Origin of the sequence: Mesorhizobium sp. M0496, from assembly GCF_040321205.1 — a bacterium.
Classification (GTDB): domain Bacteria; phylum Pseudomonadota; class Alphaproteobacteria; order Rhizobiales; family Rhizobiaceae; genus Mesorhizobium.
Genome location: NZ_JAMYRC010000026.1, coordinates 35741 through 49353, shown reverse-complemented (window position 1 = coordinate 49353; position 13613 = coordinate 35741). Strand labels below are relative to the sequence as shown.

At 64.9% G+C, this 13613-nt stretch carries 15 protein-coding genes; 1 reads left to right on the top strand and 14 read right to left on the bottom strand.

What is annotated here, in order from left to right; genetic code table 11:
* Positions 1–63 precede the first annotated feature (63 nt).
* Positions 64–486 carry a lysozyme inhibitor LprI family protein gene (locus NKI73_RS21055; RefSeq protein ID WP_352632819.1) on the top strand — a complete coding sequence of 141 codons (423 nt, stop codon included), beginning with the start codon at positions 64–66 and terminating at the stop codon, positions 484–486.
* Between the two features lie 9 nt (positions 487–495).
* Here NKI73_RS21055 and NKI73_RS21050 read toward each other — a convergent pair whose 3' ends face one another.
* The 14 genes from NKI73_RS21050 to NKI73_RS20985 form a co-directional block, all read right to left on the bottom strand.
* Positions 496–1572, bottom strand: a complete 1077-nt coding sequence (locus tag NKI73_RS21050) for a 5-(carboxyamino)imidazole ribonucleotide synthase (RefSeq protein ID WP_352632818.1) — start codon at positions 1570–1572, stop codon at positions 496–498.
* Entirely contained in the window at positions 1569–2066 is a 498-nt protein-coding gene (purE, locus tag NKI73_RS21045; protein WP_352632817.1) for a 5-(carboxyamino)imidazole ribonucleotide mutase, read from the bottom strand. Before purE ends, NKI73_RS21050 begins: the two co-directional genes overlap by 4 nt.
* Before the next feature lie 102 nt (positions 2067–2168).
* Positions 2169–3062: a ribokinase gene (locus NKI73_RS21040; RefSeq protein ID WP_352632816.1), complete on the bottom strand. Its 894-nt coding sequence runs from the start codon at positions 3060–3062 to the stop codon at positions 2169–2171.
* A complete protein-coding gene (locus NKI73_RS21035) occupies positions 3059–3934 on the bottom strand; it encodes a MurR/RpiR family transcriptional regulator (RefSeq protein ID WP_352632815.1) in 876 nt (291 codons plus the stop codon). Before NKI73_RS21035 ends, NKI73_RS21040 begins: the two co-directional genes overlap by 4 nt.
* Entirely contained in the window at positions 3931–4899 is a 969-nt protein-coding gene (locus NKI73_RS21030; protein ID WP_352632814.1) for an ABC transporter permease, read from the bottom strand. The genes NKI73_RS21035 and NKI73_RS21030 overlap by 4 nt, the downstream gene beginning before the upstream one ends.
* 9 nt (positions 4900–4908) lie before the next feature.
* On the bottom strand, positions 4909–6420 hold the full coding sequence (locus tag NKI73_RS21025; RefSeq protein ID WP_352632813.1) for a sugar ABC transporter ATP-binding protein: 1512 nt from the start codon (positions 6418–6420) through the stop codon (positions 4909–4911).
* A gap of 70 nt (positions 6421–6490) precedes the next feature.
* Positions 6491–7543 (bottom strand): sugar ABC transporter substrate-binding protein, encoded by a 1053-nt coding sequence (locus NKI73_RS21020; protein WP_352632812.1) that lies wholly within the window; start codon positions 7541–7543, stop codon positions 6491–6493.
* 41 nt (positions 7544–7584) lie between these two features.
* A complete protein-coding gene (locus tag NKI73_RS21015; RefSeq protein WP_352632811.1) occupies positions 7585–8574 on the bottom strand; it encodes a sugar phosphate isomerase/epimerase family protein in 990 nt (329 codons plus the stop codon).
* A 232-nt stretch (positions 8575–8806) separates the two neighbouring features.
* Positions 8807–10012: an aminotransferase class V-fold PLP-dependent enzyme gene (locus NKI73_RS21010; RefSeq protein WP_352632810.1), complete on the bottom strand. Its 1206-nt coding sequence runs from the start codon at positions 10010–10012 to the stop codon at positions 8807–8809.
* 24 nt (positions 10013–10036) lie between these two features.
* On the bottom strand, positions 10037–10498 hold the full coding sequence (locus NKI73_RS21005; RefSeq protein ID WP_352605817.1) for a RidA family protein: 462 nt from the start codon (positions 10496–10498) through the stop codon (positions 10037–10039).
* 38 nt (positions 10499–10536) lie between these two features.
* Positions 10537–11331, bottom strand: a complete 795-nt coding sequence (locus NKI73_RS21000; RefSeq protein ID WP_352632809.1) for an amino acid ABC transporter ATP-binding protein — start codon at positions 11329–11331, stop codon at positions 10537–10539.
* Between the two features lie 2 nt (positions 11332–11333).
* The gene (locus NKI73_RS20995) at positions 11334–11984 is read right to left on the bottom strand and encodes an amino acid ABC transporter permease (RefSeq protein WP_352632808.1); all 651 of its coding nucleotides are present in this window, start codon (positions 11982–11984) and stop codon (positions 11334–11336) included.
* 1 nt (position 11985) lies between these two features.
* Positions 11986–12651, bottom strand: a complete 666-nt coding sequence (locus tag NKI73_RS20990) for an amino acid ABC transporter permease (RefSeq protein ID WP_352632807.1) — start codon at positions 12649–12651, stop codon at positions 11986–11988.
* Positions 12652–12722: 71 nt separating this feature from the next.
* Positions 12723–13595 carry a transporter substrate-binding protein gene (locus tag NKI73_RS20985; protein WP_502905653.1) on the bottom strand — a complete coding sequence of 291 codons (873 nt, stop codon included), beginning with the start codon at positions 13593–13595 and terminating at the stop codon, positions 12723–12725.
* Positions 13596–13613 lie beyond the last annotated feature (18 nt).

Here is a 13613-nt window from a genome sequence, read left to right as displayed (position 1 = left end):
GCATTGCGCGGCCCCGGACCGGCTGGGATGATGCTGCCGCCATGAAGTGATTTGGGGATGACTATGCGCCGATTTTTCCTGTCCGCCTGCCTTGTCCTACTGGCGGGGGCCTCGGCTGCCCGCGCGCAGGAGTGCGACCGCAGCGACGACGGCCAGCAGATGATGAACATCTGTGCCGGCGAGGATTACCAAGCGGCCGACGCCAGGCTCAACACGGCCTACCAGGACCTCATCAGCGCGGATGACGCCAACAGCAAGAGATTGCTGCAGGTGGCGCAACGCGCCTGGATCGCTTTTCGCGACGCCGAGTGCGCCCATTCCACCGCCGCCAGTGAGGGCGGCTCGATCCATCCGATGGAGGTTTCGCAATGCCTGACCAGATTGACGAATGATCGCGTCAAGCAGCTTGCCGCGTTGGCCAATTGCGAGGAAGGCGATGTGAGTTGCGCCAGTCCCGACGAGGACGAGAGCGACGAGGTGCAATAGACGGCGTTATCAGGCGCGACGGCCGATCCGGGTGAAATGGCCCATCTTGCGGCCGGGCCGCGCCTCGGCCTTGCCGTAGAGATGCAGCATCAGATCCGGTTCGGCAAGCAGGGCCGGAACACGCAGCACATCGTCGCCGATCAGGTTCTCCATCACGCAGTCGGAATGGCGGTCCGGGCTTCCCAGCGGCAGGCCGGCAACCGCGCGGATATGCTGCTCGAACTGCGAAACGATGCAGGCTGCCTCCGTCCAATGACCGGAATTGTGCACGCGCGGCGCGATCTCGTTGGCCAGCAGCGAGCCGTCGGCGAGCACGAAAAACTCGACGCCGATGACGCCGACATAGTTCAGCGCCGACAGGATCTTCGATGCCGCTGCTCGCGCCGCTTCCGCCGTTTCGGGCATGATGGCGGCCGGCAAGGTCGATGTGTGGAGAATGCCGTTGCGATGGACATTCTCGGCCGGATCGTAGGCGGCGACCGCGCCGTCCAGCCCACGCGCCGCGATCACCGAGATCTCGCGCTCGAACGGCACGAAGGACTCCAGGATCAGCGGCACATTGCCCATCGCCTCGCAGGTGCCGGCGAAACCGCCCGTTTCCATGTTGCGGAAGATGCGCTGGCCCTTGCCGTCATAGCCCATGCGGCGCGTCTTCAGGATGCCGCTGCCGTCGAATGCTTTCAGTGCTGCCGTCAGTTCGTCATCATTGTCGACGGCGTGGAAATCCGCGGTGGCAATGCCGATGGCATTGAGGAATGTCTTCTCGCTCATCCGATCCTGCGCCACATCAAGCGCTCGCGCCGGCGGATAAACCTGAACCTGGATGGCAAGCGCGCTGGCGGCCGCAACCGGCACGTTCTCGAACTCGTAGGTAACGACGGAACTCGACGCTGCCAGTTCGGCAAGGGCTGCTGGGTCGTCATAGGCAGCCGTTATCTGCCGATTGGCGACCTGCGCCGCCGGGCAATCCGCCTGCGGCTCCAGCACCACCGTGCGGTAGCCGAGGCGGGCGGCGGCAATAGCCAGCATGCGGCCGAGCTGGCCGCCGCCAATGATGCCGATGGTCGATCCAGCGGGCAGGCTCACGGCGTGTCCGTCGGTTCGGTCGCGACCCTGGCGGTCTGCGCGGCGCGCCAGGCATCCAGACGGACGGCGAGCTTGTCATCGTTCAGCGCCAGCACGGCGGCGGCCAGAAGGGCTGCGTTGGTGGCACCGGCCTTGCCGATGGCCAGCGTCCCCACGGGAATGCCGGCGGGCATCTGGACGATGGACAGCAGCGAATCCTGGCCGGAGAGCGCCTTCGATTCCACCGGCACGCCGAACACCGGCAGCGGCGTCATCGCCGCTGTCATGCCGGGCAGGTGCGCGGCACCGCCGGCGCCGGCGATGATCACCTTGTAACCGGCCGCCTTGGCGCCTTTGGCAAAATCATAGAGCCGGTCCGGCGTTCGATGAGCGGAGATGATCAGCCGCTTGTGCGGGATGCCGAGTGCTTCCAGCGTTTCGGCCGCATGGCGCATCGTCGCCCAGTCGGACTGACTGCCCATGATGATGGCGACATCGGCGCGTTGATCGTCCAAGTCTGTGTTCCCCGGCGACAAAGGCGCGCCTTAGCGGAATTCGCGCCAAGCCGCAAGGATAGGCGGCGGCCGCAGTGGTTTGGTGAGGCGGAAACCAGTCTGTCAGATGCCGTCGCGCTCGGCCTCGGGTGTCGAGACCAGCAAGGCCGAAGCTGCATTGGCGGCGGTGACGGCCGCTTGCATGGTCTCCCCACGGGCAAGCCCCGCGGCCAGCGCACCGACGAATTCATCGCCGGCGCCATGCGTGCTGACGACCTTGACCGGGATGGCCGGCAGCGCGAAGGCCTCGCCGGTCCGCTCGCAACAGGCGACGCCTTCGCCGCCCGCCGTGACAATCGCGACAGGCCAAAGATCGGCCAGCAGCCGCGCGGTTTGCGCGGCGCCGTCCAGCGTCTCGACCACCGCCATGCCGGCCAGGAACTCCGCCTCGATGGCGTTGACCACCAATATGTCGACCAGCGCGGTCAACTCGCCGGAGAGTTTGCGCGCCGGGGCCGCGTTGAGCACGATGCGGCCGCCCTGCGCCTTGACCGCGCGTGCGGCGGCAATGTTGGCGGCTTCCGGCACTTCGTTCTGCAATAGGAGCACCGCCGTTTGGGACAGCATTTCGGAAGCGGCGGCAATATCGGCATCGCCCAGCGTGAGATTGCTGCCCGAGACGATCACCGCGCCATAGTCGCCGCCTTGGTCGAAGATCGCCACGCTCATTCCGGAGCCGGCGCCAGCGGCCACCCGTACGAAGCGGCGGTCGAGCCTGGCGCGATCGAGATTGGCCAGCAACGCCCGCCCGAAATCATCGTCGCCAACCGCTCCGATCATCGCCGCCCGCACCCCGGCCCTTGCCGCCGACGCGGCCTGGTTGCCGCCCTTGCCGCCACATTTCGGGTGCCAGGCATGGCCGGCCACCGTCTCGCCCTTGCGCGGGCGGTCGGGGGCGTCGACCATGATGTCGTAGTGCAGGCTGCCGAACACGGTGACCAGCGGCGGTGTCCTCATGAGCCCCGGTCTTTTCGTTTCGATGCCACCGCCGACATGGTGCGGCCGAGGTTGCGCTCCGCCGCCTGGTAGTCGCGCTGCGCCACGGCGACGAACAGCGCGTCGAGGATATTGAGCTGGGCGATCCGCGCCGCCGCGTTCTCGCCCATCAGCGGCGAGCCCTGCGCGGTCGAGCACAGCACGATGTCGGCGACTGAGGCCAGCGGCGAGTTGTCGTAATTGGTGATGGCCAGCGTGCGGGCACCGTTCTTGCGGGCCAGTTGGATGGCGTCGATGACGGCAGAGGTGTTGCCCGAATGCGAGAAGCCGACGGCGATGTCGTCGCCGCCGAGCAACGAGGCCGACATCAGCATCATGTGCGAATCGTCGTAGACGGATGCGCGGATGCCGATGCGCAGAAATTTGTGCGAGACGTCGCGCGCGATCTGCGCCGAGCCGCCGACACCGTAGAAATCCCGGTTCTTCGCACGATAGAGAAGATCGGCGGCGCGGTCGAAATCCTCAATGTCGAGGATCGCCAGCGTCTCCTCCAGTGCCTGGATGGAGGTGCGAAACACCTTCTGCACAATCTCGGCCGAACTGTCGTCCGACGACAGTTCCTGATGCATCTCGGCGGTCGGCAGGCGGCTGTATTCATAGACGGCGGTGCGGAAGTCGCGATAGCCGGAAAAGCCGAGCTTCTTGGCGATCTTGACCACCATTGCTTCCGACACGCCGGCCTCCTCGGCGATCTGCTTCAGCGGGATGCTCTCGTCAAAGCCGCGACGGCCGAAGACGGTTTCCACCACCTTCGCCTCCAGCGGGGTGAGATGCGGCATCATCATGCGGATGCGCGGTCCTACCGCTTTCAGGTCCAGCCCGCTCAAGGTCATCCACGCCCCCTCGTCACGCGATCGATAAGCATCGCGGCGAGGATTATAAGACCAGTTGCCAGAAGCTGATAGAAGGACTGCACGTTCATCAGCGTCAAACCGTTGCGCATGGCGCCGAGGATGACGGCGCCCAGGATGGTGCCGACGATACTGCCCTTGCCGCCCATCAGCGAGGCGCCGCCGATGGCGGCAGCGGCGATGGCGTCGAGTTCCCAGAGGTTGCCGAGGATGGGCTCGGCGGCACCGAGCCGGCCGATCAGGATTTGCGCGGCAAGGGCTGCCAGCAGGCCGGAGATCATGTAGGCGGCGATCTTGGTGCGGGCGATCGGCACGCCGGCGATGTAAGCAGCCTCCTCATTGCCGCCGACGGCGAGCAGATATTCGCCGAAGGGAGTCTTCTTCAAAACGACCCAGGCGACGATCGCCACGAAGGCGACGATGATAACCGCCAGCGGCAGCCCGAACAGCGAGCCGTTGAAGACGGCGCGAAAGCCTGCCGGCAGGCCGAGCACCGGATTGCCGCCGGTATAGATCAGCGCCAGTGCCCGGTATGTGCTGAGTGTACCCAATGTGACGATGAAAGGCTGCAGCCCGACATAGGCGACGAGCACGCCGTTGATGAGGCCGCACGCAAGACCAATGGCGAAGCCGGTGGCGATGGCGAGCGGAAACGGCACGCCGGCGACCATCATCGAGGCCGAGATGACGGCCGAGAGCGCTGCCGTCGGCCCGACCGACAGGTCGATGCCGCCGGAGATGATGACCAGCGTCATGCCCAGCGCCAGACAGGCATTGATGCTCGACTGCTGCAGGATGTTGATCAGGTTGCGCTCGGCAAAGAAGCCCGGCACCAGCGCTCCGAAGACGGCGAGGATCACGACAAGGCCGATCAGCGTGCCGGCATCGCGCATGGAAATCCCGCGCAGGAATTCGGCCCGTGGCTGCACCAGAGTGGTATCCGACATATCCTTCACCTACTGCCTTGCCGGCTGTGCGGCCGGCGTCTGTGTCTGCGGGATGGCGTGTGCCGCGATTGCCTGTTCGCTGATATCGTCGCTGTGGAGTTCGGCGGCGATCGTGCCGTCGCGCATGACCAGCACGCGGTCGGCGAGCCGGATCACCTCGGGAAGCTCGGAGGAGACGACGATCACCGCATGGCCTTCGGCGGCGAGTTCCTCGATCAGGTGATAGATCTCCGCCTTGGCGCCGACATCGATGCCGCGCGTCGGTTCGTCGAACAAGAGGATGCGTGTTCCGGCCGCCAGCCAGCGGCCGATGATCGCCTTTTGCTGGTTGCCACCGCTGAACAGGCGGATCGGCCGGTCGAGCAGGAATGGGCGCAGATTGACGCGGCCCATCTTGTCGACTGCCACCTGTTTCAACCTGGTGTGATCGATGAGGCCGCGCGACGCGAACACACCCATGGAAGCCAGCGCCATGTTGCTGGTGATCGAGCGCAGCGGCACGATGCCTTCGCGCTTGCGCTCCTCCGGAACCAGGCCGATGCCGGCGGCAATCGCGTCGCGCGGGCTGGCGAAGCGCGTCGCTTTGCCGTCGATGGCGATCGTCCCGGCCGTGGCGCGATCCGCGCCCGCCAGCAGCCGCAAAAGTTCAGTGCGGCCGGATCCGACCAGCCCGGCAATGCCCAGCACCTCGCCGCGATGCAGATCGAACGACACGTTGCGCACCTTCGTCGCCGAGGAGAGGCCGCGTGCGCTCAGCATCACCTCGTCCGAGGCATGGGAGCTATGGTGTTCCTGCGCCAGTTCGCGGCCGACCATCATCGCCACGACCGCTTTCTCCGACAGCTCTTTCAGATCGACGGAATCGACCACGCCGCCGTCGCGCATGATGGTGGCGCGCCGGCAGATGCCGAACACCTCATCCAGCTTGTGCGAGACATAGACGACGGCGACGCCGTCGCGAGCGAGGCCGGTGATGACATGCGCCAGCCGTTCGAATTCGCTCGGCGTCAGGCTCGATGTCGGCTCGTCCATGGCGACGATGCGGGCGCGGTCGAGCAGCGCGCGGGCGATCTCGACGATCTGCCGCTGCGCCACCTTCAGCGTGCCGAGTGGAGCGGCTGGGTCGATGGAGGGGTCTATTGCCGCCAGAGCCTCGGCCGCGCGACGCTCCTGCTCGCGCCGGGCGACAAAGATACCGCGCGTCAGCGGATGGCCAAGGAACATGTTCTGGGCAACGCTGAGGCGCGGCACCTGCTGCAGTTCCTGATGGATCATGGCGACGCCCGCCGCGCGCGCCGCGACCGGATTGGCGAGCGTAACCGGCTTGCCGTCGATAAGGACGCTTCCGGCCGTCGGCCTGTAGACGCCCGACAGGATGCGCAGCAGCGTCGACTTGCCGGCGCCGTTCTCGCCGAGCAGACCGTGGATTTCACCGGCACTGACCGAGAACGACACGTCGTTGAGCGCCCGGACGGCCGGAAACAGCTTGGAAATGCCCTGGAATTGCAGCCGGGGTGACATTGGGTTCTATCTCCGGGCAACGGTGCCGGCCGGGAGCGAATTGCTCTGGCCGGCACCCCGTCGATTGGCTCTACTGGCCCGCAGCGGCATCCTCGAGCAGTGCCTTGCGCGCGCCGGTGCCGGAATAGCGGTCGGCATTGTCCTTGGTGATCAGTGCCTGCGGCGTGGCAACGACGCGCGGCAGCTTTTGTCCGGCCACTAGCCGCAGCGCCGTTTCCAGTGCCACTTCGCCGGTCAGCACCGGAAAGCTGTCGACCGTGCCGGTCAGTTCGCCGGCACGGATCGAGGCATAGGCGTCGGAAATGCCGTCGGTGCCGAACACGGCAACCTTGTCCTGCAGGCCGGCAGCCTTGACCGCCTCGACAATGCCCAGCGCCATGCCGTCATTGTTGGCATAGAAGCCGATCAGGTCGGGGTGCTGCTGCAGGATGTTGGTGGCCGCATCATAGGAGGTCTGGCGGTCCCAATTGCCGGGAACGCTGGCGACGACCTCGAACTTGCCCCCTTCGGTGATGGTGGACTTGAAGCCATCGGTGCGCTGCACGGCTGCATAGACGCCGGCCTGGCCTTCGACGATGGCGACCTTGCCGCCATCCGGACGATTCTTGATGAACCATTTGGCGACGCGCACGCCATTGTCGCGCTGGACATTGCCCACATAGTGCTCGGCCTGCGGGATGACCGCGTCATTGACGTTGACCACCGGCACATTGGCGGCCTTGGCCTGCTCCATGATCGGCTGCAGATTGGCATCGGTCTGCGGCGAGACCAGCAGAACGTTGTAGCCCTGCGTCACCAGGCCTTCCGCGATAGTGAGCTGGCCGAGCTGGTCGCCTTCGCTCTGCGCCGCCTGGTAGACGACAGGCACGCCGACCTTCTCGCCGAACGCTTTGTAGCCCTCGCCCAGCGAGCGCCAGTATTCATTGGTCAGCGTCTTGGAAACCGCGCCCGCCTTTGTTCCTTCGGGCAGTTTGGGGAACGTGCCGAACTTGGCCTCGACCTGCGACCAGTCGATGCGGTCCTTTTCCGTATCGGAATTGAGCGGCGCGGGATCAGCGGAAAAGGCCGAGCCGATGGATAATGCCATCAGTGCGGCGGTAGCGGTGGCAAGCAGAAGTTTCATTGTATTCCTCCCTTGTTGAAAACGGCGATGGCTCGGATGCCTCAGCTGTCCGGCCCGAGCATGATTTCCTGGATGATGGCTTGCGACGTCACCGCGTCCTGACCGTCGATGGCGGCGGACAGGCGATTGTCCTGCTCCAGCCGGTCGACGACGCGCAGCATGCGCTTGACGGTGGCGATGTTGACTTCGCATTCGCGCACCGGGTCGAGCCCGGTCATGTCGGGGAATGTGTCGAAATAGATGGCGCCGGCATAGCCGTCCCTGCGGATCTGCCTGAGCAGCTCGATGGTCTGCAGCGTGTGCACCGCGCCGACCATCAGGCCGTCGTCGCGCTTGGCGTAACCGTCGTTGAGGTGCACGCCGAGCAGCTTGCTGTGACGCGCCACCAGGGCTGCGGCAAAGGCCGGCTGCTCGTCGGCATAGAGCACATGGGCGAAATCGAGCGTGACGCCGAGATTGGGCAGGCCGACGTCACGGATCGCCAGCAAGGTCGTCGCTGCGTCCGGCATCAGGCTATAGGATCGCGGCTCATTGGGCTTGTACTCAAGGCTGATCTGGCAGTCGGGGTCATGCGCGGCCACTTCACGAATGCCATCGATTTCGTGTTGCCAGAGCGAGGCATAGTCAGCCTGGAAGGCGTAATCGAAGCCGTCCTGGCCGAGCCACAGCGTCATCAGTTTGGCGCCCGCCTCGCGCACGGCGTCGATTCCCGCTTTGGTCAGGTCGATGGCCTCGCGGCGTACCGCCGGGTCCGGATTGGTGAAAGCGCCGAGCTTGAAGGCCGGGTTGGAGTAGTAGCGCATGGCGAAGCCATTGATGGAAAGGCCGAGGTCGCCGAGTTTGCGGGCGATTTCAGCAGGCTTTTCGCTGACATGGTCGGGGTAGTTCAGATCGAGGTCGGTCAGTCCGGCAACCTTGGCGGCGCGCGCCGCCATCTGCAGCAGCGACGGCTTGCCGGAGAGGTCGCGCCATTCGGCCTGTGGTCGCGAGGCAAAGGAATTCAGACGCGTGGCGAAGCGATTGGCTGTCATGATCGACCCTTCAATAGTCATAACTTCACACATACTAAAATATTTGTAAAGTTATTCTTTTGAAGGTCGGCGACTGTCTGGCCTCGTCGGCGGCCGGGCTGAGCCGCGCAAAGGCGGAGCCGGCAGTCTCCTGGCCGACGTCCTGGCCATAGAACCCGTCAGGGGAGCGGTCGCGTGATGGCGCGCGCCGATCGCGGCCGGCGCATTTTCAGGTGATGGTCTACCTGGCGTTTCAATCCGGCCAGCGCAGGACGCCGGATGAATCCTTGCGGGCAGGTCTCATGGCATTGGCGGGCCGCTCGGCCGCGGTCAGCATGGCGCGCAGACGTTCGGCGACGATCTCGGCCTCGCCGGGATGAAGGTTGCAGGGGTCGAGGAAGAAATGGCCGCGCTCCACTTCATGGTTGCGCACGATGATCGGCGGCGAGCCCGTCGCCAATGCCGAGGTGAGACCGGCCGCCGAGAACCGGCTTTCGGGCAATACAAAAATCTGCAGCCGGTCCAGAGGGTTGGCGGTCGGGTCGGGGATGATCTGCGCGACGATGCCCGGCAACCCCTGCAACGCGTCTTTCCACAGGTTCAGCGCCGCCTCTTCGCGCCGGCGGATGCCGGCGTGGTCGCGCTTTTCCCAGGCTTCCAGTGCGGCCATGGTGCCGGCGATGCTTTCCTTGCCGACCTTCATGGCGCGCGCGACGCCGCGGTTCTGCAGATAGGCGGCTCGAACCAGATCCTTGCGCCCGGTGACGATGCCACTGGTCGGTCCGCTCAGGAATTTGTGCCCGCTGTAGATGACAATGTCGGCGCCGCGCGCAAGGAAGCCGCGCAGATCATATTCGGAAGCCGCGTCGACGATGACCGGGACACCCCTGGCGTGGCAGATCTCGCAGAATTCCTCCAGCGACAGCATGCCGTACTGCACGGTGTGATGGGCGACGACATAGAGACCCGCCGCCGTGCGCTCGTTGATCGCCTGGCGCACGTGGTAGTCCTGCGTGACGCTGACGGTGCCGGCCGGCACGACCTTTGCGCCGGCCACGCGGACCGACTGGTCGATCGGCGCGCCGTAGTTGACGATGTGGCCGAGCTGGACGATGACCTCCGATTTCAGCCCTCCGGTGTCGTCCGGCAGGCGTTCGATGGCGAGCAAATTGGTTCCCGTCATCGCACCGGCGATCGCCATGGTGATGCCGCTGGCGCAGCAAGCGGTGATGAAACCGGCCTCGCCGCCGGTGAGACGCGCGACGATCGTGCTTGCGGCACGCTGCAGATCGTCCATCTCGACCCATTGCGAGGCTATTTCGGACATGGCGCTGATCGCTTCCGGGACGATGATCGACGCGCCGAGCGCCGTCATCGTGCCGGAGACGTTGATGATCGGGCGAAGGCCGAGCCGTTCGCGGATCGTGGTGTTGGAGCCGTCGGTGGACGTGGTTTTCATCTCTCGGATTCCATTTCTAGCGGGTCAGGCGGCGATCTCGACGACCGCCTCGATTTCGACGGTGATGTTTCCGGGCAAGGAACCGACGCCGATCGCCGAGCGGGCATGGCCGCCGATGGTGTCGAATACATCGGCGAACAGGTCTGAACAGCCATTGACCACTTTCGGGTGGTCGCTGAAGGTCGGTATCGCGTTGACGAAGCCGAGCAGTTTGACGATGCGCACGATACGGCCAAGGTCGCCGGTGGCTGCATGCATGACGGCGAGCAGATTGAGGCCGGTGAGGCGGGCATGGCCATAGGCCTCCTCGACGGTGACATCATCTCCCACCTTGCCGGTGAACAACGTGCCGTCGGTCCGCAGCGGCCCCTGACCGGACAGGAAGATCAGCCGGCCGCTTTCGGCATGGGTGACGAAATTGGCGATCGGGGTCGGCGGCTCGGGCAGCGTCAGGCCCAACGCGGCGAGCCGGATATAAGGCGTCATGAAAGAAGGCTCCTTGCGACAGCGCTCGCTGTCCCGTTCTAGAAATGCGAGGCGCGGAAACGTGCCAGGAAGGTGCGCAGGCGCTCGTTGTCGGTATCCGCCGCCAGGATTTCGGCGGGCGGGCCCGCCGCGCTGACGCCGCCATCGGCCATGAAGACGATGCGGCTCGAGGCATCGCGGGCAAAGGCCATTTCGTGCGTGACCATCACCATCGTCATGCCGTCCTCGGCCAGGCTGCGCACGACCTCGAGCACTTCGCCGACCAGCTCCGGGTCGAGCGCGGAGGTTATCTCGTCGAGAAGCAGGATCTTCGGCCCCATGGCCACGGCGCGGGCAATGCCGACACGCTGCTGCTGGCCGCCGGACAGTTCCGCGGGCAGACTGTCGGCCTTGTGAGCGAGGCCGACCCGGCCGAGCCAGTGTTCGGCGATGGTGCGGGCCTCCGCTCTGCTCTTGCCGCGCACCTTGGTTAGACCAAGCATGATGTTGCCGGCGGCAGTCAGGTGCGGAAAGAGGTTGAAGCTCTGGAACACCATGCCGGTTTCGGCGCGCATCGCGGCCAGATCGCGTTCGCTGCGGCGCTGGCGGGCTCCGGTTTCGCGAAAGCCGACCTCCTTGCCGTCGATGCGGATCGAGCCGCTGTCGTAGCTTTCGAGGAAGTTGACGCAACGCAGCAGCGTGGTCTTGCCGCTGCCGGAGGGGCCGATGACGGTCACCACCTCGCCGCGCGCCACCCGCAGGCTGACCGAACGCAGGACCTGGACGGTTCCAAAGGCTTTGGAGACGTCGCGGATGTCGAGAAGCGCCGGGGTGTCGTTCGAACCTGTGGACATTGCTAATCCCGAATGAAGGAGAAACGCCGCTCGAGCCGCCGGCTGGCGAACGAGAGGGCATAATTGACCGCGAAATAGATGAGCGCGCCGAGGAGGTAGAGCGGCATCGCCTCATACGTGCGGCCGATGACCTGATTGATGGCCTGCATCAGATCGGTGATGCCGAGCAGCGACACCAGGGCGCTGCCCTTGACCGCGTCGGTGACGCCATTGATCCAGGGCGGCAGGAAGCGCCTGAACGCCTGCGGGAAGATGACGTAGGCCAGACGCTGGCGAAAGGTCAGTCCGATCGCCATTGCCGCCTCGGACTGACCCTTCGAAATGGAGCCGACCGCACCCCTGAGATATTCGACGACCTGCGCCGTCTTGAACAGGGTCAGCGCCAGCACGGCAGCCCAGAAGGATGGGAGATGAAGCCCGACGGCCGGCAGGCCGTAATAGACAAAGAAGATGAGCACCAGGATCGGTATCCCGCGGATGGTATCGCTGAAGATGCGCACTGCCCATTGCAACGGCACGGGGCCATAAACGAGACCGACGCCCATGATCACGCCGGCGATCAGAGAAAACACCACGACCAGCAGGGATACCCACAGTGTCAGGGCAAAGCCCTGGGCGAGGAAAGGCAAGGCATAGGCGATCTGGGTCAGCATGTCAGCGCGCCGCCCTGAACCGGCGCTCGACAAGCCGAAGCGCAAAAAGCAGTGCGTAGCCGGTCACCAGATACATCGCCGTCACCACGAGATAGACCTCGACGATGCGGAAGGTGTTGAAGTTGATCCACTGGGCGCCGTAGGTCAGTTCCGGCACCGAGATGACCGACGCGACGGACGTATCCTTGAACAGCGATATGAAGGTGTTGGACAACGCCGGCAGCGTGATGCGCAGCATCGTCGGCAGGCGCACGTTGAGCAGCCTTTGCCAGGGCGTCAGGCCGATCGCCTTGCCGGCGTCCAGCTGTCCGCGCGGAACGGCCTCGAGCCCGGAGCGGAACACCTCGACCAGATACGCGCCGCTGTAGAGCGAGAGCGTGACGACAAACGAGGTCGGCGCGCTGTAGGCGATATCGACCACTGTCGGCAAGCCGTAGAAGACGAGATAGACGAGCAGGATCAACGGCACGTTGCGGATAAATTCGACATAGGCGGCGATGATGGTGCGCACCACGCGCCCGGCCGAAACATACCAGACCGCCAGTACCAGCCCGATGACGATGCCGATGGCGATCGAGATGACGGCGAGTTCGAGACTGAGCAGCAGGCCGCCCCACAGCTTGTCGAAATGCCGCCAGATCAGGTTGAAGTTGAGGGCATAGCCCATGCGTTCGCCTCGGTGCCGCAGGCCTTCGGGAGACGGACGGGCGCTGGATGCGCCCGTCCGTCCGTTGCAGGTCAGATGACCGGGAAGCCAGGATGGCGCGCTGGCGGCTCCTGCCCGAAATAGTCCTTGAAGGCGGCGTCATAGAGCGCCGTTTCGTGACCGAACATGGCGATGGTGAAGGTCTGGTTGACGAAGGTCAGCCAGTCGAGATCGCCTTGCCGGAGCGCCGCGCCGTAAAGCATCGAGAACCAGCTCTTGCCGGCATCGAAGTATTTGTCCGGATTGCGCGAGGCGAGCCAGCGCACGGTCGAAAGATCGACCGCGGCAGCGTCGACACGCTTCGATTCCAGCGCCTGCAGCACGTTGGCCTGGGTGTCGATCTGCATCACCTGCGATTGCGGCAGAGCGATGTGCACGGAGGCTTCCGCATCGACGTTCTGCAGGATGGAAACACGCGTTGCCGAGCCTGCGGCAAGCAGCTTGTCGAAAGTCTTGTTCTCGGCGGTCGGAAGCGTCAGCAAGGCAACGCCTTCGACGTAGTATGGTCGGGAGAAGTTGATCAGCTGCGAGCGCTGCGCGCTCATGGTCATGAACTGGATGGTGATGTCGACCTTGTTGGTGGTCACGTTGGGGATGCGCTGTGCCGGATCCTGCATGACGAACTCGACCTTGGTCGGATCGTCGAAAAGGCCCTTGGCGAGAATGCGCCCCATGGTAATGTCCATGCCGACCAGTTCGCCGGCATCGTTCTCGAAGTGCCACGGTGCGTTGGTGCTGCCGGTGCCGACGATCAGCTTGCCGCGATCGAGCACGGTGCGCAGCAGGCTGTCGGATGCTGCCTGGGCCGCGGCCTTCCGGGCATCGACGGTTGCCAGCACGCCGGCCGTGGCCAGCCCTGCCATTCCCATTTTCAGAAAATCACGTCTTCCGGATGTGTCGTTCACGGCGACCTCCTTTCATGT